The sequence below is a fragment of the Prevotella veroralis DSM 19559 = JCM 6290 genome, assembly GCF_000377625.1.
Classification (GTDB): domain Bacteria; phylum Bacteroidota; class Bacteroidia; order Bacteroidales; family Bacteroidaceae; genus Prevotella; species Prevotella veroralis.
Window position 1 is genome coordinate 1 of sequence record NZ_KB898329.1, and the last position, 22842, is coordinate 22842.

The following is a 22842-nucleotide window of genomic DNA, read 5'->3' on the forward strand; positions in this document are numbered from 1 at the left end:
GAAGAAAAAGAAAAAACGTAAAATACATTTATAACTATGGCAGATAATAATACATTCGTCCTCTTCGAGGAAATCAAAAACAAGTTGGAAACAATTTACAGGGAACTAAAGGAACTGAAAGAAAAGGAGAACGGTTCTGTTTCCCTCCCTGTTCAATCTGCACCTGTACAACGTGACGAACAGATGGAACAGGAATTGCTCAATCAGTATGAACAGCGAACAAAAGAGGTGATTAACAAGTATATTGGTGTACAAGTGCGCATCAAGGACGAGGAGGCTAAATCTATGGACAAATTGGTGGCAAGCGTCTTGACCATGTTGCACGAATGGCAGGAGAATAAAGAGCATCCAATACCGCAGGAACATATTCACAGGCACAGTTTTGCCCTCAAGTCCTCGAAAGGCTTTACTTATATGGTAGCAGTATCTGTCCTTTGTTTTGTTTCTTTGGTCGGCAATTACTTCTTGTGGCAAAGCAAGCAGCAATACAAGGATGATGCCTTGAAATTCCGTATCATCAGAGTATGGAGAGGATGTAGCCCAAAGGAAATCCTATGGCTCAATGATGTGTTTGACATTCATCGTAATGCTGCAATAATTAAAAGAATCAAAAAGCATACAGATGATTATAATGTGGGACTGAAAGCAAAAGCAGATAGTTTAATGCAGAATAATCTACAAAATAAGAAAGGCAAATAGAATTGTAGATATAAGACTTTTGAAGGAGGAGAAAATATCTCCTCTTTTTTATTCTTTATACAAGAATATTTACTATATTTGCAAACTATCAGATGATATTTATGGAAAGTCCAACTAATAGAATTAAAGAGGTGCTTATCGAGAAAGGGATTAAGCAAACATGGCTTGCAGAGAAACTCGGTAAGAGTTTCACTATTGTCAACTCATATGTTTGCAATCGTCGACAGCCAAGCCTAGAATTGCTATTTCAGATAGCAGAGATCTTGCAGGTTAATCCAAAGGATTTAATAGTGTTTGTAGATAAGGAATTGAGTAAAGAGCAACTTAAATGAAAAATCTGAATTTACAGCCTAATAAATCATCTTGGGCTTCAAAACGTTTGGATGAAAAATCTGTTCGGCTACTACGGAAAATCTTAGAAGATAAAAGGGTTGACACTTCTAACATTGAAGAAGGTGGAACAGAAGCAAATACAGATGGGTATATTAGTATTTTGGATGTCGATGATACAATTGTCGCAAAAGTTACAGTGCAGATAAAGCATTATAATAACAACGCTATCAGTGAGAAGGGCGTCTGTTATGACATCCCGACATCACTTCTTGCGTATGCCCATAGAATGAAAGGAGAAGTTGTTTTGTTTATCACTTGTGATACTAACAACGATATCGTTTATTGGAAGTATATTGACAGAGCTTTTGTTGAGAGTCAAATTGCTAACTCGGAAAATATTCAACAGACTTACAGGTATTATTTTAAAGACAACGAAAATCTTACAGAAAATAATGTTGACTCGGTCATTGATTTATGGGAAACATTATACCATGAGCAAATGTTATCATTAAAAGATGAGAAGTCAAAACTATTAGATTTTTTAGATGTAAACCTGAAATCTTTTGAAGGAATAACGACTACATTTTATGGATTAAAAGAATCTCATATAGCTAGAAAAGAAACAGATCTATTATTTGATTGGATACAAGGCGATTTGACATCTAAAGATTGTAAATTAAAACTTCTGGTTGGAAATGCAGGAGTCGGGAAAACTGTTATCATTAAGGATTTACTGGATAAACTTACCACATCAGGAGTTAAATGTCTGACGATTAAGGCAGATTATTACAACATTACAGAAAATGAGACATCTGATTTTTCTTTGGAGAAGTTACACGCTTCACTGGATTTATTAGTATCTGAGCATAAGAGGGTTGTTGTTATTATAGACCAAATAGATGCATTATCCCAATATTTATCTAACGATAGAGACAAACTGAATATTCTCTTAAATGTAATTGCTGCATGGGAAAAGAAATATAGTAAAGACATAAGAATAATAGTGTCTTGTAGGAAGTATGATTTAGAATATGATCCCTCATTAAGTCAATTAAAAGAGCATAGCACTGCTATTGAGGTAAATAGCTTGGATGATAAGGATGTTGAGAATGTTGTTAACAAATTAGATTCAGGTCTTTATCACAAATTAACATCCCAAACAATTACAACACTAAGAACTCCTCAATATCTTGATATCTTTTGTAGGTTATATGACTCTGGCTGTGTTGGAAAATACAATTATCAAAACTACATGGAGTTATATGATGATTTGTGGTTGTCATTGATAAATTATGCAAATAAAAACACGTCTTGTGATAATTTGGAAGATGTTATGTTTGAAATTGCAAACTCTATTCATGAGGCAGAAACTTTAACCCCTACATGGTTAATAACGGCAAGAAACAATAAAGCAACAAGATATTTAGCGAGCGAGTGTATAGTAAAATATAACAACAAAAGAATCTCTTTCTTTCATCAAAGTTTCTACGATTATGTACTTGCAAGGTATTATGCATCAAAGAACAAGTCTCTTATTACTGAATTGAAAAGTCAATTTCAAGGATTAGAAGTACGTTCCTCAATTAAAATTTTCTTAGATTTTGAAAGGGGACATTCTGATTCATTGTATAAGAAGGATATTTATACAATAATATTTTCTAATGATATTCGTTTGCATCTGAAGCAACTGGCTCTTTCTATACTCTCATATAGTGATGCTGTATATAAGTTCGAGATTGATATCATTAAGAAATTGCCCAAACTCAATCACCAATTATTTATTTATTTCCTTTCGACAACAGCGAATCCTTTATGGTTCCCGACAATAAAGGACTTGATACAACCTTTAGTGGCTGACCTTACCACCGAAAACGATTATTTTGACCCTCTGCGAATTTTGTTTTCGAATTATGCCTCGAAATTTCCCAACGACATTTATGACATGGTAGAGACAATAAAGGACAGTTCTACTAAAGAGAATATAACGATGTGGATGTTGCGAAATCATAATGATTATTCCAATAAGAAAGTAAGAGAAAGTTACATTAACTTAAAAGTAAAACCCAATTTCGATTTGGCAAGTTGTGTCATGGATGCAATTGATAGCAATCTGAATTTTGCTTTGGAAGAGACGAAGGAACTTCTCATTAACTACTACTTTCTTAATAACAATAAGCATAAGTCGCATTACGATTACGAGTTGTTTGAACAGATATGTGAAAGATTCTACAAAGAATACCCGAAAGATTTTTTAATGATAGCATACGATTGTTTTGTACAAATAGTTTCCAAAACAAGAAAACAAAGCTATCAGTGGTATTCGACAAATGAGATTTTTAGTAACTATATGTCTGATTATGCAGAAAAGTTTTTTGACTGGTTAGGAAATCTCCTTATACAATATATTGGTGAGCAAGATTTTGATACCTCTATGGTGGAAAAATTATTATCTCTAGAGGAGGAGTATGCATTTATTTTGTCTTTCAAGGTAATTGCTGCAAAACCAACTCTTTTTGATATATATATAAAGAATTTAGTCTCACATAACGAAGAATTAGATAAGTTTATTGAATTTAATGATGTGAGGTATTATTTTTTAGAAGCTCTATCTAAATGGTATCTTTCAGTTTCGCATGAAGAACAAGTAAAATATCAGGGGTATATTTTGAAATATAGGTCAAAAAGAGACAACATACATAGTGATAGAAGTGACAATAAACTTGTGCTACCTTATCTTGGCTGGCATAAATGGCAGTTACTATGTTGTACTATTTTAGAATCTACATTGACGAAAGAAGCTAAGCGATATAAGCAAGAACTTTGTCGGCGATTCAAATGTGTATATGTCAATGAGAAACCTAACCACCATGTAACCGCTGCATCCATTTGTGGAGGTATAACAACGCAAGAAGTTTATAATCATTTCTCTCCCGATAATTGGCTATCCTCTTTTGGTAAATTAGATGAACGAATTACTTTCCGCAAAGGCAATTTTTCACCAATTAGTTTAAGAGCACATGCAGAAGCATTTACTAAATGTGTAGAGAATTCTCCAGAAAAGTATAAGAAATTTATCTTCTCTTTACATGATAATCCAAATATCAAATCTATGTACCAAGAAGCTGGATTATTAGGATTGCTTTTAGGTGGGGCTGAAAAGACAGAGCTAGCCCCATTGTTCCAAAGATATATGAATGTTAGCTATATAAGAGATAACGTATATACTTTTGAACAACTTGCCATGAACTATACAAAGGAAGAAAATTGTATGATAGATGATTTGATTCCAATACTTGTACAAACTATAAAGCAGCCATTACTTTTAAAAAATGAGCAAGAAGATCTGCAAGTTAAAAGCTTAACTGATATTACACAACACAAATTGAATGTTGCTATTAATAGTTTTCAAGGCCGTGCATTGAATATCCTTATATCTATTTGTGCGTTGTCCACCCGTCGTGTCCAAATCTATAATCTTTTGAACCTACTATATACAGATTTAGCTATAGAATTGCGTTTAGAGGTTTTATACTACATATACTACAAGGAATATTATGATGAAGTGCTAACAGATAAATTATTCTCGGTCTATTTATCTGGTAGTGGAGCCTGTGGACTAATAGTAAGAACAGATGTGGTACAGTCTCATTTTTATTTTAAGACAGATTTGGTGCGTACATACATCGCTGATCTTATGAAAGATAATAGATGCCATGATATTTTGGCTCAAATATTCTTTTATGGATTATATCATGATGATATAAAAGATATTTGCAAACAAAATCTTAATAAAATTTTATTGTTGAATGACAAGAAAGTTATCGCGACAATGATAAGACTTTCGTTAGAAAACATTTCTGAATCTTGTTACAGAGAAATAGCAACTGATATTCTGGTATGTCACATAGCGAATAATAGAGAAGAGATTGTGAAATCATATGAATATCATATAGAAGACCTGCCTGTAGAAGAATTTAATCTATTTGAAGAGATTACAAAGGATTGGAACATTAAATCGCATCGGGAACGTTTTTCTCAGATTAAATATTTGGAAAAATGTGCGAGTAAGCTACCATTAAATTGCTACCAGTATATAAAAGCTCATGACTTCTTGCATTCTGATGATTATTACGTTAAAGAAAAAATTGTGAAACTTTTATTAGGCATATATAAACAGATAAAAGAAGAGGAAAATTTGGATGCGATGAACAAAATGATGGACTTGTTTGATGAATACGTCATTGCGAATTCTTATATCATAAATGATGCAATAGAAAAATTAGGTGGTGTATAATTTACCTACTATAGTTGTTGTTAATGATGAAATATTACATTCATGGTAAAAAATAAATGTATAAAATTTGAAATGACTGACTTTGAGGAATATATACGACAGAGCGAACCGCATAAACGTGAGAAGGGTTATGCGTGGCAGACGGCTATTGGTTTGCAGGCTGTTGATGGCTTGAAAACCTCTGACTATCTGCGTGAAACTGCCCGGCAGCATATTGAGGGTGATATTACGATAGAGGAGGTGAAGCGACTCGTCAATAGTTATTATGAATCGAAGACTGCTCGTAGCGGCGTAGAGGATAGGACGGAGGAAGCTGATAAAGTTTCGGCTCGTATTACCGAATTGCTATCAGAACAGAGCTTTACATTCTCGCCATTGGAATATATTTCTATTCATCGCCGGTTGTTTGAAGGCATCTATGAACACGCTGGTAAAATAAGAAATTATAACATTACGAAAAAGGAATGGGTGCTGAATGGAGAGACGGTGCTGTATGCAGGTACAGACAGTATTCGTGAAACGCTGGATTATGATTTTGCCCATGAAAAGGAATATGATTACAAGCAGCACGATATAACAGAAGCTGTGAGCCATATTGCCCAATTTGTTTCTGACTTATGGCAAATTCATCCATTCGGTGAGGGTAATACTCGTACAACGGCGGTTTTCACTATTAAGTATCTGCGTACATTTGGATTTGACCTCAGCAACGAAACCTTTGCCCGCTATTCGTGGTACTTCCGCAATGCACTAGTTCGAGCCAACTATAACAGTATGCCTAAAGGTATTTTTGCCACAAGGCAATACCTTGAAGCGTTTTTCCGCAACTTGATATTAGGTGAGCAGAATGAGTTGAAGAATAGGCATCTCCATGTGTTGGCAGAAAGCCAAAGTGCAGCAGAGAATGTTCCAAAGTGCAATATTTGCACTTTGAATTGCACTTTAGAAGAATTAGCGTTGCTCAACTTTATTAAAGAGAAGCCGAATGCAACGCAAAAGGAAATAGCTGTGGATATAGGAAAATCAGAGCGAACGGTAAAGACGATGACCGTGAAATTATCTGAACAAGGCATTATTGAACGCAAAAATGGTCGGCGCAATGGCTATTGGGTAATAAAAAGTATTAAAACGAATAACTAAGTTCCCATTTATGGAAGAGAAGAAAGAGCAACATAAGAAATCGATTCGCTTCTTCAACGACCGTGAAGTAAGGGCGGTATGGAACGAGGAACAAAACTGTTGGTGGTTCTCGGCTACGGATATTGTACGAGCCATTAACAACGAACCCGACTACACCAAAGCTGGTAACTATTGGCGTTGGCTAAAACGTAAGTTGAAGCAAGACGGCATTGAACCTGTGAGTGCCACTCACGGCTTTAAATTTGAAGCACCAGATGGCAAGTTGCGTGTTGCAGATGTTCTTGATAGTGAAGGAGTGGCTTTATTAGCAAAGCACTATCCCAACAATCGGGCTAATGAATTTCTCGATTGGTTTACATACAGCGATAATACATTGGATGGACAGAGTCGAAAAAAAGCATATCAGTTATATGAAAGTGGTTTGCTGAAAAGTCTTGAGCCGGGCAGTGTAAAGTGTCTGCAACAGATCCATGCTTATCTTTTTGGTGGATTATATGACTTTGCGGGACAAATTCGTACCAAGAATATATCCAAAAGAGGTTTTACTTTCGCTAATTGTATGCACTTCCCTGAAACTCTGCAAACAATAGAACGAATGCCCGAAACAACCTTTGATGAGATTATGGACAAGTATGTAGAAATGAATGTTGCCCATCCTTTCATGGAAGGCAATGGTCGCAGCACCCGCATTTGGCTTGACCTTATACTGAAGCGTTCACTTAAACGGTGTGTGGATTGGAGTCAAATAGACAAGAACGAATATTTGTCAGCCATGCGTGAAAGTGTTTCTGATAGTACACACATCAAAGCTTTGGTACAACCTGCACTCACCACCAAGATTGACGACCGAGAAATGTTCATGAAAGGTATCGATTATTCGTATTATTATGAACAAAATGATTGAAGAAACAAAATGAATCGATAACATACTTCAAAAGGAAAAAGAGGAATACTATAATGAAATATAAATTCTATCATAACTTGAAGAGAGATAAGATGCTTAAGTACCTCTCTTATTTGTCCGTGTTGCAGGAAAATTCCCGTTTCTGCTATAGATTAGAAATGGCCTTGATCGAAGCATATTTGATGTGGAAACGAGGAAAGCATGACTGGCTCCACATAGATAGAATTCTTGAGTATGGCAATCCACATGAAGATCCACAGGAAAGGCTGTTTGTTGAAACTGTAAACACTCCGATTGGTTCTTACAAGGTATTCTCTGCGTTCTATTTGACTCATAAATATCTTCTCAGCCAATTATTGTTTTTGGCTCATAAGGAAAAGACAGATCAAAGTAAGTTGACAATTGTCTATGCAATTTTGGAAATATCCAATAAAATAGCAGATAGATTCAACTATGGCCGTAATATATGTGGTAAATACGATGCAGAATCAGTTTATACCTCAAACTACAAGGAATATGGCAAGTGTCAATCATATAACAGTTTTAGCAAAGCTGAGGTAAACTCCATATTGGCAAAATACAAAGTTGAGGAAAAGTATCTGCAACCATTCTTGTTATGCATGAAAAGGAAAGAGTACAAAAAAGAATTATCTCAATTAGGTCATAGCGATACGTTTGAGTTGCATCCTTTCTTAAAACTTGACGGTGGAGATTTTTTGGTTCTTTTCCCGGCTAATCTCTTAAGGTTAGCTTACAGACTATGCTATGGTATTCTTGTAAAGGAACTGGGCGAGAAAACACTCCTATCGTTAATCGAAAAAGAGATGATCCAAGAAACTGGATTTCTCCTGCAAGGAGGTCATGGATCATTTATTGAACAGAAGAACTATCATGACACTTCTTTCCTATGGTTCCAATTTGATGAAGATAAGGTTGCCAATGTTACAATCGTTTTAGCAGATAAGAAAGCAAATCTGGAGCAAGCAGTTAAAGATTCAGAGACTGCTATAAAACAAGCGTTCCCATTCAAAAACATATTCACGTTTTTAGTTACTCAAGCGATGACAGAGGAAAGTCTGTTTATGACTTTCGGTCATGATGTGGCTCATTTCTCGTTAGAGGAACTGAATATTGTAATGGGTCAGGATAGAATGAATCTGCTGAATCTATACTATTACGATCAAGACAGGAGGATTCAAGGATTTTTACCTACAGTCCAAGAAATTGATAGATTTGCATACTATAGTTCCAACCATAATACATTCTATCGGGATGAAAAACCAGATATCATGGTCGTGGAAATAGGTTACGCTCTATCAATGCGTGAGAAATATTTGTGCGGCCAGGATGCGCATATAGTACAATATGCACCGAAAAGTAGCTATGTTATGGTCAAGCACTATGCTGACATACCAAAACAGATACCTATCTACGCCCCATACATGATGGTGAAGGGCCTTCTTATGCTTGAGTTGCAAAACTATAATTTATGGATTCATATAGTATGCAAAGAGGAGCATCGCATATTTGGTAGAGAGGCCACCATCGCCTTGATGAATTGGTTGTTTGCTATTGAGAAGAAACTATGGGTAAATACTATTGGCCAAAATCTCTATGTGGAATTATGCGTTATGCCGGGTGGTGTCTATGAGTGGAAAAAGGAAAATGACCAGTCTATGGTATTTTGCGTACCAGAAGAAATCATGAGTTCGGATGCTACTACTTTAGAGAGAGATTTAGTAGGCCAATTCCTCAAAGCAATTAAAGATTGTGGATTCTCTTCAAACGAGTCATTATTTGATACTGGTATGCAATTGCTTGATTCTGCACCAGGAAGATTTATTCAGGTTGGCGAGAGTGAAAATATAACTATTATTGACGAGAAGGATGGTGTTGACTCATGCTATTATGTCAATTCCAGATATTGTGACAAGATTCTTTCCGAGATTGCTGATTTTCTGAATATTAAAGGTTCAGAACAGACTTTTGATTTTGCAGAGTCGAGGAAGATCATGATTCGGGTTTCTGATTATATCCTTGACGAAGTAAAAAAACTGTTGGCAGAGATGGATACCCAACTACTTCTTACAAGTCTACTTAACCTTCATCATGCCATGATTTATTGGTCGAAGCTTACTCAACGAAGGTACGAGTCTTTAAGCAAGGCATATTCTTTTTTGGATGCGACATTTGATAATCAACTTGATTATGTCAATGAATATTCGGAGATGAATACGTTGACACAAAGTATGATTGAAACCATTGTTCTGAATGGTATTCATAATACTGGTGGAAAGCCTGAATTGGAAAAGCTTGATCGCCTGTTTGCTCTGATGCACTTTAGTTTGAATATGGGTGTATATATGGATCAATTAGGTGAGAAGATAAAAGGTTCTGAATTGACAATACTAAAAAATGGAAGACTGGTAATGCCAAAGCCTATGATTGATAAACTAAACGCCTATTTTTATAGGCTAAGAAAGTTGTCCATGAGTAATCCAGAATTGTACACAAGATTACATAATCTGATGCCAACATCCTCCATCAATCCAAATGATGAAATATTTATAAAGGCTTATAAAGCGCAATTCGGTATTTCATTTGAGAAGTATTGTAAGGTACTCAAGGCATCCATTGATTATGCCAGCTATAATAAGAAACCAGTAATGGTATTACCGGAGAAAAAGTTCTTTGAGAAAATATGTGCCGGCATATTTGATGAAGAAGAGGCGAAAGTATTCATGGCGAACTTTGTCCTTACGAAGGATCTCAATAATGGTGATCTTAAGTTTAGTGACAGATGGGTTCAGAGATTTAATCGCCCAGTGCAAGTTACAGCACGGCCTTGGATACTCTTTGATGGCAACATCTATTATTCAACTAAAACACTTTATGAGAGTTGGATGATTCGAGTAGAACGATTGAATAATGGAACTGTGGTTAATACTACCCCAGAAATGCAGGCTCTTGTATCAAAGGTAAATATAGAAAAAGGTCGTGAGTTCACTACAAGTGTAAGGAGATTATATGAAAGTCTGTCTCTTGATTATTTATATGTGGATTCAGAGGTTAAGATTATGCCAGGCAAACACCTCAATTCCGACAAAGATCTTGGAGATATTGATATTCTTCTTATAAATAAAAAAACAAAGCAGATTGTTTGTATAGAGGCTAAGAATTTCTCGGAAAGTAGAACAGCATACGAATTAATACAGCAGAATAGAAAAATTGTGACTAAAGAACTTTCCCATGTGATTGACAGAGATTTGTGGTGCAAGGAAAATGTTGACAAGTTCATGTCTTACGTACCAGAAGTTGATGTTCAATTCTCTGTTAAGACAATATTCTTGACGTATCACGAGAATGCATATAAATACTTTGAACATAATCAAGAAAATGACATCACTTTCCTTTCTGCAGTAGAGATTGTGGAAAATCCAATGAGCCTATTTGAATGAAAGGAACATATTTATACCAAAGTAATTTGCAGAGCTGAAACAAATCTCAGTACTTTTGCAACCACGAAATGGAAATACAAAACAAAGGATAGATATTATCGGTATAATGAGAGCACGGATAGATCTCGATAATTATTGATTCCTATTGTTCATGATATTTACAACGCCCCTTATTTGTACCATGCTATTATAAATAACTGATAATCAGTGTAGGATATATTTGAGGAAGAAAAAACAAAGACTTATAAGAGATAAGGGTGTTGTAGTCAGAGAAGGCTGTAGCACTCTTGGTTTATAGGAGGGTATGGCGTTAAGGGCTGAAGGTATATAATAGGGTGGAATAATGTGTACAATAAGAGAGAAAGGAGGTTTTGATAAATACAGCAAAAACGCCTAATAAAGTTTTGAAATTAGTTGCTGCCACTTTTAACACTTCGTGTAAAGTGTTAGTTATTAATGCTTTATAAGTGCTATTTTGATGACAGAAGTGACAGGAAACTGAAAAGGACTCGGTCTGACCTTTTTATATACTGAGGGATGAGCGTTAGGTTTTGGGAGATGGGATATCTCTTTTGAGAATGTTTAAGTAGCATGTTGAACGTGGGAAAGGATGGTTGTGAGGTTGGAAGGAAAGGACTTAGTGATTTTTAACAAGTAATGAGGGGTAAATTGAAAAAGTATATTTACTTTTGTTACTATTAATATATAATTGTCTTTTAAATGGTTATAATTGTCTTTTGAATGGTTATATTGGTACAGGAAAGCTGGCAATTATGGGATTTGAAAGGGTGAGTTTGTTAGGGAATAAATAATTTTAAATATAAAAGAAATGAGACATTCAAAGTTTTTAGTAGTGAGTTTATTAGCGTTGATGACGTTGAGTTTCACGGCATGCAGTAGTTCTGATGATGATGGAGGAAAGGGTAAGATAGAACGACCGAAGTATTTGTCTGATGCTGCAAGATACAAGATTACAACGCAGGGATCTACTTGGAAGAGTCTTGAACTAACTGAAGATGGACGCTACTTTATCGTGTATGATGGTAGTGTTTCTGGATCTTCTTCACAAGATAATGATGATGTTATCGTCTCTGGAAGTTATGAGAAGAAAGGTAATCGATATGTATTGAATACTGTTGGTGAGCTGACTATCACAGCTAACAATAACTCATACGAATTGCAGTTGACCAATAAAGGGAAGTCTCTCAAGCTCTCTGCCCAGAAGTCTGGAACATTACCTTCTAATAAGATCAACGATGAGTTGTGTCGTACATGGGTGTTCTCTAAGTGTCATATCGTTGTGAAGTATGATGGAAAGAAGGTCTATGATGCATCATCTACCTCTTTCAATGAGCTTTACGATGGATTTAGATCAGCAATAAACACACCTGAGTATAAGGACAAGTTAAAGCTCTCTCAAAGCAAGGTGGAGGATATTGATGACTTAAGGATATTGAGAACGGTTACGTTTACGCATGCAGGTTCATATTATGTAACCACTACGGACAGTCGTGAAGACTTTATGAATTACTGGAAATGGATTAACGCTAACGAGTTGATCATAGGCTTTTCAGAAAATGAGGATCAGATCTCTGTAGATGATCAAGCTGCTCTCAAGTTTGATAATGGGCAGTTGATCATGGTAGATAGCCAATCTAAAGGTCGTGAAGAAGTTACTCTTACAATGGAATTTCAACCTGTTCATACAGATCGTTAACAGATTCCAATTATAAAGAAAAGTCCGAATCCCGTTCAAGGATTCGGACTTTTTCGTATCTGTTAAAGCCATTTTAAAGTGCAACTGATAATTTACAGGATTATTACAAGTGCTTTGGAGAACCATTACAAGTGCTTTGGAGAAGTATTACAGAAGCCTTGGAGAAATGTTGTAAACCTCTTTCTACCTCGTTAAACTTAGTCTTAAACTAACTCCAAAGTCGTGAGTTGTGGTTGGATAACTACCAGATGACAGCAGAGGAGAGTTTATTTGCATATCGTAATAGACGCTGGCTGTGACAAAGCGACTTAGTGTGTAATCACCAAGGAAGGAGAATTTAAAGGCCGTATTACCACTGGAAGCGGTAGAGGTGAGCGATGCGATGTCACGTGTAAGTGAGGCTTGACGACGATAGCTCATATCTAATCTGAGGTTAAGATCTTGGTTAAATCCGTTGTTCCTGTTCGATGAATTATTATCGTTTTGTTGCGTGTTTGCGGTTGATTTCTTCTTCTTCTTTGCCACACGATGTGTTCCATTGCCAAAGAGATTGAAGTCGTTAATGCGATAGCCAATACCAATTACCCAATCTTTCGATGTAGCCTCATTGAGCTGAACACTCGTCATTGAGAGAGCTAACACACGTGTTTGACGATATTCCATGCGTGCAGTTAGATTGTTCTGAAGCGTCACATCCACACCCAGTAAAGGCGAGAATGCCTCGTTGATACTAACTTGTGAGATGTTATACATCGAACTTGGGATAGGGTTTCCAGTGGTTGCATCGGTGATGAAACCTAATCCATTCATGTATTCCTGCCATGTGCTGTAACTCTGATAAGAGCCGATTGCGAAGATACTTCTATATGCGTGATTGATGTTCACACTCTTGAATAGATCTTGGAAGAGTGGTAATCTCGATAGTCCACTGTACCTAATACTCCAGTTCGGGAGCAGACTTCGTAGGGTAGGGAATAGCTTTAAACCATTGCCCCCCATACTTGTGTAGGCATTGAGGAAGGCAGGGATCATCACATCTGCACTATATTTATTGACTGCTCCGACCGTTGGACTGAAGTGCCCTCCACCCATTGATGCTGGATAAGTAGCCCCATTGTATTGTGCTTCCACACGATTACGATAGCTGTTGAGCGAATTGACAAAGCGGTCGAAAGTGGCACTGTGATAACCATTGTTAGCGTTCCCCATGCTCTCAAAAGCAGTGCCCAAAGAGAGCGTAGTCATGGTGAATGAACCTGTTTGAGTGGTTGGAACGCCAGCATACATGTACTGAATACTCCTTGAAGTGGTTGTCATTCTACTAGCCGTGAGATCGATTCTGAAGTCTCTGAAAGGCTCCAGTGTGGCACGTAATTGTACGTCTTCAACCTGGTTCGTTATCGCTGGTGTGGCAACACTATCATTGATGAGTAACCAGTTATTGTCACGTGCTTTACCAATGTAATCATCGTCAATGAGACCAAAAGCAAAGTCCAACCCTGGTGTCAATGCACCGGTACCACGACGTTGTCCAAAGGCATCTCCAATGGTTGGCATGAAGCCTGGTAAGGTCATAGAATACTGGTTGCGATACGATATTCCGACGTTGCGCACCATCATTAAAGCACGTACAACACATTGTGCAGTCTTATACCATTTCTTGTTATCGAGTGGCTCTTTTGGTGTGATAGTGAGCTTTGCTCGTATAGCAGAGTCTGTCCGATTGAAGATTTTTACTTGGTTATCTCCCACCTTCTTCCACTTCATCTTTAAGGCTTTTCCATGCTCATCTTTAGCCGAGAAGATCAATCGTTTCGTGTTCTTACCATGCGATACAACGATAGAGGTATCGGCTTTGAGGGTTATTTCCTGCTCAAAACTCTTCTTGTTCTTAGGCAGTGCTTTCTTCTTTTCGTCGTCTTTCTCTTTCGCTTTCTGCTCCTTCGCCTTCTTCTTCTGTTCGGCTGTCATTGTCGGACGAGAGGGCTTCCTCGGTTGTGTCCGATTGAACCGCTCATTCGTTTTCTTTAGGAAGGGAACATGGTTGTAAAGGCGTTCCATGTTGAAAGTCCCATTAATGTTTAAGGTCCTGTTACTCGTGATTGTGTGACCGAGCGAAGTACCATTATCAAGGTTAGCACCCCTTACCCATGTGTAAGTTGCATTATAGTTTGCATCCGTATTCACCCAATCGAAGATAGGTAAAAGGTTAAGAGGTAACTGATAAGAGAGCGAGAAGTTCTGTTGGTAATCAAGTGGAGTACCAAAGTGCTTAATGCTTGTCCACACCGAATCCTTCCATGCTTGATAACGATCCGCATAGAGGTCTTTATTGATAGGAGTGTATGGCTCTTCTATTTCTGCATGTGTTGCACTTTGGAAGTTCATGTGTAGGTTGCGCGTTAAGTCCCATCTCAACGCAAAGTCTCTGTTCCATAGGAACTGCTCATTAAACGTCAGTGGGAGCCGGTCATGACCTATTGACTCCATGTCACGTTCTTGTAGTTCGTAATAGTTGCGAACCATCTCTGTATTGAAAGTAAGGTTCTGTGGCAACCAATTCAAGCCAAAGCGACGTAGGATATCAAACCATTTTGAACGGCTCTTGATTAGTCGTTTGAATGGCTCCCAAGGCTTGTAAACAGGTGTCCAGTTATAGTTTAATGCCCCACGCCAGTTGTCTTCATTCTCATAGACAGTCGTTTCGCCCGATGTGTGAGAGTGTGAATGGCTATACGAGAAAGAGAAGTTTGCGGGGTCGTATGGCATAGGATGATTCTTTGTCTGTATGTCAACACGCACATTCGATAGCGATAAGTTCGTTGTCAATCGTTTGGTAATTGCAATCGACTTAATCGAGTCTCTCTCCTGCTTGTTACTAGCTCCTTCGAGTGCTTCACCCAGTTCCATGTCGGTGTCGAGTGGGTTATATTTAGGTCTACTTTCGCTCTTTGTGATACTATAATATAATGGTGCAGACACCTTCGCCTTGTCTGGGAACAGTTTACCTAACTCCAGACTCGTAGTGACAGACACGTCTGTCTTTGTTTCTTGTTGCCGTTCATTTACACCCTGTTCTAAGCCTCCAAAGCCATCAGTACTATGACTTGCATTGACATCAACACTACCGAAATCGGACAACTGGACGTTCAACTGCCCTCTTGCAGCCCATCCACCTTCGTTGTTAAACTCCTTTAGACGCAATTCATTGACCCAAACTTCACCACTCTTTTGGCTGCTGGAAAGGTTGCGCACACCGATAATCATAGTCTTAACCTCACCCAGTGTTGGATTACCCATGATACTTACTTTGTTGGCAGGGTGGTCTGTGTCATAGACAGAGAAGACGCGGTTGAAACTAGCTCCACCAGTTCCACGTGCCTTGTTACGCTGCTTCTTGACGGAAGTGAGTAGGTGCAAAGGAATATCTAACATGTTCTCTATAGGCCAAACCAGCCGTTGATCCTGTGGGAGATACATGTCGTAATTACTTTTTGGAGCGGTTAGCTTTAATGGAATTTCATATTCGTAATAGTTGTTCTTATAGTCTGAGCCCAATCGAATGAACACTGCCAACTGATCATCACCGAGGTTGGTTGTGTTCTGTTCGAAGGCATTTGCGTGTACAAACATCTGTAGACGCTTGTATTGGCGCAGGTCAAGTGTTGTGTTCTTATACACTGCCTTCGATTCACCAGAGCTTAGATTATTAACGACCAAAGATAGCGCTTGCTCGTTTTCCTCTACTAGTTGAGGCTGACTCGGATCCTGTCCTCGAATGATGCCAGGCGGTAAGACATAGTTGACGGGAGTCTTATCTCCATTCTCTTCAAGGCTTACCGTACTAACATTCATCGTACCAGTATTGGGCACACCACTGGTTAAGTTCTGCTGATACTGACGCCATTTGCCACTGACAAGGTCGAAAGTGGCAAAGCGGAGAACTATTGGTTTGCTGAAACCAGTGAGGAACATGCGCATGAAGCGGATACTTGTAAAGTCGTTGATACCCCCCACTCGTTTCTGAAACTCCTCTAGTGGAATGCGGAAAAGATACCATGTGACAGGCTCCGAACCACCTTTTCGCAAGGATGCTGACGCCACTCGCTTGTCCACAATGAAGTTTTGTCCGACATTGAGATCCTGTGGTCGAATGCTAACATGGTATTGGTAATACTTCTCGTATTCGTTCAGTGTATAGTCTTGGTTGATGTCCTCTACATCAGGAGTGGTCTTGTAAGACGTGTCATAACGCTCGTTATTATTCTCATTGTCAGGTGAGTTACCTTGCGGGTTGTTGATTCTTTTATAGCGTTCAAGTATCGATGCACGTTTACGATCCCAATCCGAACCACGGAAATAGTGGTAGTCATCATTGGCAGGGTCAGCCCATATAGAGTCAAACACGGCTTGATTAGTGTTGGCACGGGCTGCAGTAAGGAAGTTCTGATAGGCTGTGAACTGTCTTTCTTCTTCATCCGTCAAGCCATTGTAACCCACATCTTGCTTGGCACGACTGCCTGCTGACGTCGCAAAAGCATACGTGATGGTAGATTGTGTAGGGATTCGTCCCCACTGAGTCGTTGTCCATGAGTTGCTACCATCTACTGGCATACCACTCTCATAGAACTTCTTTCCATCCTTCAATATATCTTCAGACACCTCGCCGAGATCGATATAGAAGTCGCCACCATACTGGTTGGCATTAGCTTGTCGATTGGTATAGATGAACGGATCAAGCATCCAAAACTCCACATACTCGATGTTGGCTGTCTGGAAGTCGTTCGTGTCCAACTTACGCATCATACCGCCCCATGTTCTGTTAGGGTTGGTGAGGTGACCATTAATGTCAATATTAGGATTGAAGTTATAAGGACCTCGTTCTGCTGGATAGAAAGCCAGATTCAGTATTTGCAAGGTTGAGATGGAACCGCTATAGTTACGATCTCTGTTAGGGAAGACTTCGGTAATTGGAATCTCACGAACGTAGTGATTCGATAATTGTTCGAGGTCGCTTTTGATGTGACCAGGCGTTAGTGAACTACTACGACGGGTGAAGAGCGGGTCAATATTGTACCAAGCTAAGAGACTTCTGTTGTATCCACTCCTTAGAGTAGTCTTATCCGTTGACTCGGAGAAGTCGGATGGTACGCTTGAAATAACCCATGATGTAGGTTGGCTAACATCGATTGCATTCTTCGTACCTTCAAAGTCATCAAGGTAAGACGCATGGTCTTGTGTACCCTTACTCTGCCCTGCCAACAACTGTGCAAACTCGGCAGAGAAGGTGATATATGATGGTTGAGTGACATGCAAGAAAGGTATCTTATTGAGCATGTTGGTCAACCACTGGCTCTCTTTCTTCCAGTTTAGATTAAGTCCCCAAATGGTGTTGTTGAGTGGTTCCGAGCCCATATTCACCTTTGTGGTGAGTGGTTGTTCGGATAAGTGCATGAATGTTCCACCTATTTGGAAGTCCTTTGAGAAATCATACTCCCAGTTTACTCCTATCATTGTCTTGCGCTCCTGTTGGTAAGCACTTTGACTTTCGAGGGAGACATTGACGGCAGTTCCTGCATCAATAATACTCTGGTTGAGGATTGTTACTTCTCCCGCACTGTAATCAACGCTGTAATCAGAACCTTCATTAAGCGTTACTCCACCAGCAGTAACCACCACGGAACCTTGCGGAACATTGTAGGCACCAAGCGAAATAACGTTTGCTGCCGTACCACGATATTGTCCCACGAGCATGAATTTATCCTTCTCTGCAATCTGCTTAGCGGTTGTCTTTGTCGAATTATATAGTTCCGAGAATGTGTACTTATCGGCTATTGCAGCCGTAACACCTTTATCAATAAGTTTCTTACGAAGCCCTGCGCCGAATGGTTCCGCTAGTGGGAAAAAGACGCGCCCATTGCTTATAGTGTATCCTTCTACATAATCGAAATAACCATTCGGATGCGGGTTGTTATTGTTATCTAATCGGTCGGCACCAAGTAACTTGATGATGGGTAAGCTCTTAACTTGTGGTTCAGGTATATAAGAAAGGTACACACCTGTCGTATCACTTTGATATTTAACATCAAGGCGGAACTTATCCTTCTCAATGTTAGTTGACAGGTAATAAACGTTCTTCATCATCAATCCCCAGTTACCTTGACTAGGGCTGTTATTGGTGTTCTTCAGCGACTTTACGAATAGAGCCTCATTGATATCGGTGCGGTCACTGGCAAATTCTCCCACTTGATAGGTCACTCCGCCGAATGTATATTCGTATGCAACGGCAAGCACCTGGTCGGTTTGTAGACCACTGCGAAGCGATATGTAACCCAAAGCAGGGTTCACTGTGTACTCCGAACTATTGAGTAGTCGGGCATTAGCAATCTTCTCGTAATCATTACCACCCACAAGTCCTGCGCCATCCAAGATGCCTGTCACTTGATCAATATTGCGTGCGGCAGGGTAGCCTTGAGCGATAGTGTTGTATTCAGTGTTTGCGTTGTTCGTTGGTACTTGACCAATTCCTGTACCCCAAAGATCCGTTCGACTCACTCGTTCATTCTCTCCTAAATCGGTGAGAGCAACGATATTACGAGTGTTACTTGTCGTTCCGCTCTTGTTTGTTACCCACACTTCAACACGGTTGATAGTGATACCTGTCTTCAGATTTGGCAATGATTTCATTGCATCATCATAGTGATCTCGGAAGTATTGAGATAAGAAGAAGTGACGGTTCTCTTCGTATTCTGCGGCATCAATCTCAAATGGTGTTAACTGCTTTCCACCCCTAGAACTAACGCTCTTATTCGAACTCTTCTTTTGAGATAACACCGTTTGTAACTTCAATTTACCGAATTGCATGTCGGTGCGAATGCCGAATAAGGCCGAAGCTCCTTGCACTAGAGAGTTGTTAGAAGGGAATGTTACGTTACCACCCTCAACCAGTTTGATGATCTCATCCTCCTTTCCTTCATACTTCAACTTGAAGTTCTGCGTGTCAAAGTCAAATGTCGCATCAGTGTTGTAATTGAGGTTCATGTTCACTTTATCGCCCACTTTACCATTGACATTGACGTTAATTTTCTCGTCAAAGTTCATCGCTGTGGTCTTACGATTGTGTATTGGCAATGACGGATTATCAATGCTTTTGAGCGTCGCACCGAACTTCAGCTCTGCAGTTCCTTGTGTTTTAATACGCACACCACCTGGTCCAAAGATCTTCTCTGCCGGTCCTAACGAGAAGTGCATATCGGTGAAGTCGAACTTCTCCTTGCCCTTTTCGCGTAGTATTTCTTGGTTCTTTGAGCGATAGTAATCCGTGAAGCTGCGTTTCTCTGTCCACTTCCGATACTCTTCAGGTGTCATCATTATTGGTGCCATCACGTATGTATCACCAATCTTGTTACCTATGATATACCGATCGAGAGAGTCGTTATACTCCACCGTTTGTCGCATGTTCTCGGGGCGGATGAGATCGGTAGAGTTCTCCCTTAGATCATCATAAGTAATAGGTGAAGTGCGCTGCACTTTCCACCTTGGATGCAGTAAAGAGTCAGGGATCTTCTCCTCATCTATCTCCACCTCAATCGGTTTCTTCTTCTTGATCGTATCGTTTTGTGTTACAGAGAAGAGGCTCTTTATCGGTGCAAAAGATAGAGCCATACGTCCCCAGCTTAGTAGTGTGACACTACCAAGAAGCATGATAATAATGAGGAATATGTAATGTTTTCTTTTCAAGAAGACGAGTGATTGAAAGCCTCCCTAAGCTCCTTTAACAGAAATATGCAAGCTGTAATATGCAGAGAACAGCATTTGTAAGCGGTAATTACGCCCCTCTCCTTTCGGAGAGGGGACGGGGGTGAGGCTTTATTACTTAATCATTTTCAACGCCAACTTAACCACCTGTTCCACAGGAAGGTCAGGTTGTTCGGTAAGGATACTCACGACAACCTTTGCAGAAGGAGCTGGTGAGAAGCCAAGCATAGTGAGTGCGCTAACGGCCTCATCCTTAATTCCTGCATCAACAGCAGGTGTACCAGGAGTGTTGCTAACATGCAACTCGTCAGCAATACCACTTTGCATGATCTTATCCTTGAGATCGACTATAATGCGTTGAGCTGTTCGAAGACCAATACCCTTAACTGTCTTCAATATCTTCTCGTCCCCATTGGCAATTACGTTGCAAAGTTCGGCTGGTGTCAATGAAGAAAGAATCATTCTAGCAGTGTTCGCACCTACTCCGGAGACCGTAATCAACAATCTGTAAAGGGCTCGCTCCTGCTTGTTTGCAAAGCCGTATAGTGTGTAGTTGTCATCGCGTCCACCGGTCATAATGGCCTCATGAACATATAGTTTGACAGCTGTTTTACCCTGTATTGCACTATAAGTATTCAGTGAGATATTCAGTGCGTAACCCACACCATGAGCTTCAACGACAGCCATGGCAGGTGTTAACTCTGCCAGTTCGCCTTTGATATATTCAATCATAATCTAAAATAAATATGCCTTTTTCGGGCATGGAAATTCTGTATATACGTTCTTAATAACGCATTCCTCCTTTGTTTATTGTTACATTTGACTACAATTATCGCAATGTTCTGAGTTCCACCCAGCCTCTCCTAAGAGGAGGAGCTGCTAATGGGTGATAGTTAGGAAACGTTCCCTTTATTTCAAAATCAGGATTGGTACAAGTTGACGAGTTAACAAGTTGACAGGTTAACAAGAATAGGAAAAGGTAAAAAAGTAAATGACTAAAGAGGTAAAAGAGTTGTTGGATCGGTTGGATATAGTGCCACAAAGTAAGGACAGACGCCCTCGTCTGTCCGCCAAATCACAGCAAATAAAAGCCTCCCCAAGCCCCTCTAAAGGAGAGGATGTTGTCTAACAGGATGTTATTTAGGGATTTACAAGCGGACAGACGAGGGCGTCTGTCCCTACTTTGTGGTATTGCTTAGACACGAGGTAGATTGTGACTGGAAACAAAGAGAGGCTTTCCTTGATGTGAAGAGACGCCTTCTTCGTATCAAGGAAACGCCCTCTTCAAAACAAGAAGGGCGTTTCTTCGTTTTTAGTCCTGCTATTTCAGCTAATGAGGCATTGCCTCGTTATATCCCGACCGACCATCCCCTAACTTGTTTCTGTTAGGCACTCCTTCCCCTCGGAGAGGGTGGGAGGGGTTTTGACATTCGAAGAAAGGAAGGGGCTGAGGCTTTTCCTCTTTCGCCATCTCTTGTTTGCAGCAGAAGAGAGGGAGCTTGGGGGAGGAGATATTGAATAGTGTTAAAAAGCAATAGAAGACGATACTTGTTAGCAAATAAAATACTACTTTTGCGGAGAAGATTAGTTCAATTATATAAAAGGTAAGTAATTATGAAAAAGATTAGAGCAGCTGTTATTGGTTATGGTAACATTGGTCAATATAGTGTTCAGGCCTTAGAAGCAGCAAAGGATTTCGAGATTGCGGGTGTTGTAAGACGTCAGGGTGACAAGGATAAGCCCTTAGAATTGACTCCATACGAGGTTGTTGATGACATCACAAAACTGAAAGATGTTGATGTAGCGATCCTTGCAACTCCAACAAGAAGTTGTCCAGAGTATGCCGAGAAGATTACGGCTTTGGGCATTAATACCGTTGACTCTTTCGATATTCACGGTTCTATCCTCGACTATCGCACGAAACAAATGGAGAATAACAAGCGTACTAACACTGTGAGTGTTATCTCTGCTGGATGGGATCCAGGTTCTGACTCTATCGTAAGAGTACTAATGGAGAGCCTTGCACCAGAGGGTCTTTCTTATACAAACTTCGGTCCTGGTCGTTCCATGGGACACTCTGTTGTGGCTCGTAGTAAGCAGGGCGTTAAGGACGCATTGTCGATGACTATACCTTTGGGAGAGGGCATTCACCGCCGCATGGTATATGTTGAACTAGAAGAAGGAGCCAATCTTGAGGATGTAACAAAGGAACTCAAGGCCGATGATTACTTTGCTCATGACGAGTTGCATGTGTTTGCTGTACCTAGTGTTGACGCCTTGAATGATGTTGGTCATGGCGTTCACATGACCCGCAAGGGCGTTAGTGGTAAGACACATAACCAGCACTTCTCATTCGATATGAATATCAATAACCCAGCACTTACAGCTCAGGTGCTTGTCAATGTGGCACGAGCTAGTTTCCGTCTAGCCCCTGGTTGCTATACAATGCCTGAGATTCCGGTCATTGATATGCTACCTGAAAGCCGCGAAGAAGTTATTGCGACTTTGGTTTAAGGGTATTAGCTTTATTGGTCCAATT

The 22842-nt window shown here is 39.5% G+C and carries 11 protein-coding genes; 9 read left to right on the forward strand and 2 right to left on the reverse strand.

Annotation, left to right across the window (positions count from 1 at the left end):
* Positions 1-36 precede the first annotated feature (36 nt).
* The 7 genes from D464_RS0105680 (at position 37) to D464_RS0105710 (ending at position 12545) form a co-directional block, all read left to right on the forward strand.
* Positions 37-699 carry a hypothetical protein gene (locus D464_RS0105680; protein ID WP_018910542.1) on the forward strand — a complete coding sequence of 221 codons (663 nt, stop codon included), beginning with the start codon at positions 37-39 and terminating at the stop codon, positions 697-699.
* Positions 700-800: 101 nt separating this feature from the next.
* Positions 801-1031 carry a helix-turn-helix domain-containing protein gene (locus tag D464_RS0105685; RefSeq protein ID WP_018910543.1) on the forward strand — a complete coding sequence of 77 codons (231 nt, stop codon included), beginning with the start codon at positions 801-803 and terminating at the stop codon, positions 1029-1031.
* A complete protein-coding gene (locus D464_RS0105690; RefSeq protein ID WP_018910544.1) occupies positions 1028-5326 on the forward strand; it encodes an AAA family ATPase in 4299 nt (1432 codons plus the stop codon). The genes D464_RS0105685 and D464_RS0105690 overlap by 4 nt, the downstream gene beginning before the upstream one ends.
* A 72-nt stretch (positions 5327-5398) precedes the next feature.
* On the forward strand, positions 5399-6466 hold the full coding sequence (locus D464_RS0105695) for a Fic family protein (RefSeq protein ID WP_018910545.1): 1068 nt from the start codon (positions 5399-5401) through the stop codon (positions 6464-6466).
* Positions 6467-6476: 10 nt separating this feature from the next.
* Positions 6477-7370 carry a protein adenylyltransferase Fic gene (gene fic, locus D464_RS0105700; protein WP_018910546.1) on the forward strand — a complete coding sequence of 298 codons (894 nt, stop codon included), beginning with the start codon at positions 6477-6479 and terminating at the stop codon, positions 7368-7370.
* Positions 7371-7447: 77 nt separating this feature from the next.
* Entirely contained in the window at positions 7448-10828 is a 3381-nt protein-coding gene (locus D464_RS0105705) for a hypothetical protein (RefSeq protein WP_244264088.1), read from the forward strand.
* A gap of 829 nt (positions 10829-11657) precedes the next feature.
* Positions 11658-12545 carry a hypothetical protein gene (locus D464_RS0105710; protein ID WP_238309024.1) on the forward strand — a complete coding sequence of 296 codons (888 nt, stop codon included), beginning with the start codon at positions 11658-11660 and terminating at the stop codon, positions 12543-12545.
* A 183-nt stretch (positions 12546-12728) separates the two neighbouring features.
* Here D464_RS0105710 and sov read toward each other — a convergent pair whose 3' ends face one another.
* Entirely contained in the window at positions 12729-20285 is a 7557-nt protein-coding gene (sov, locus tag D464_RS0105715; RefSeq protein WP_026284646.1) for a T9SS outer membrane translocon Sov/SprA, read from the reverse strand.
* A 132-nt stretch (positions 20286-20417) separates the two neighbouring features.
* A complete protein-coding gene (gene ruvA, locus D464_RS0105720) occupies positions 20418-21035 on the reverse strand; it encodes a Holliday junction branch migration protein RuvA (RefSeq protein WP_018910549.1) in 618 nt (205 codons plus the stop codon).
* 259 nt (positions 21036-21294) lie between these two features.
* Between ruvA and D464_RS13630 the strand changes: the two genes are divergently transcribed.
* Together D464_RS13630 and D464_RS0105735 are read left to right on the forward strand one after the other, a co-directional pair.
* On the forward strand, positions 21295-21432 hold the full coding sequence (locus D464_RS13630) for a hypothetical protein (protein WP_154649586.1): 138 nt from the start codon (positions 21295-21297) through the stop codon (positions 21430-21432).
* A 485-nt stretch (positions 21433-21917) separates the two neighbouring features.
* Positions 21918-22817, forward strand: a complete 900-nt coding sequence (locus tag D464_RS0105735; protein WP_018910550.1) for a diaminopimelate dehydrogenase — start codon at positions 21918-21920, stop codon at positions 22815-22817.
* Positions 22818-22842: the final 25 nt, after the last annotated feature.

Coding starts and splice junctions, on each gene's coding strand:
- D464_RS0105680 (WP_018910542.1), top strand. CDS start 37: ATGGCAGATAATAATACATTCGTCCTCTTCGAGGAAATCAAAAACAAG.
- D464_RS0105685 (WP_018910543.1), top strand. CDS start 801: ATGGAAAGTCCAACTAATAGAATTAAAGAGGTGCTTATCGAGAAAGGG.
- D464_RS0105690 (WP_018910544.1), top strand. CDS start 1,028: ATGAAAAATCTGAATTTACAGCCTAATAAATCATCTTGGGCTTCAAAA.
- D464_RS0105695 (WP_018910545.1), top strand. CDS start 5,399: ATGACTGACTTTGAGGAATATATACGACAGAGCGAACCGCATAAACGT.
- fic (WP_018910546.1), top strand. CDS start 6,477: ATGGAAGAGAAGAAAGAGCAACATAAGAAATCGATTCGCTTCTTCAAC.
- D464_RS0105710 (WP_238309024.1), top strand. CDS start 11,658: ATGAGACATTCAAAGTTTTTAGTAGTGAGTTTATTAGCGTTGATGACG.
- ruvA (WP_018910549.1), bottom strand. CDS start 21,035: ATGATTGAATATATCAAAGGCGAACTGGCAGAGTTAACACCTGCCATG.
- D464_RS13630 (WP_154649586.1), top strand. CDS start 21,295: ATGACTAAAGAGGTAAAAGAGTTGTTGGATCGGTTGGATATAGTGCCA.
- D464_RS0105735 (WP_018910550.1), top strand. CDS start 21,918: ATGAAAAAGATTAGAGCAGCTGTTATTGGTTATGGTAACATTGGTCAA.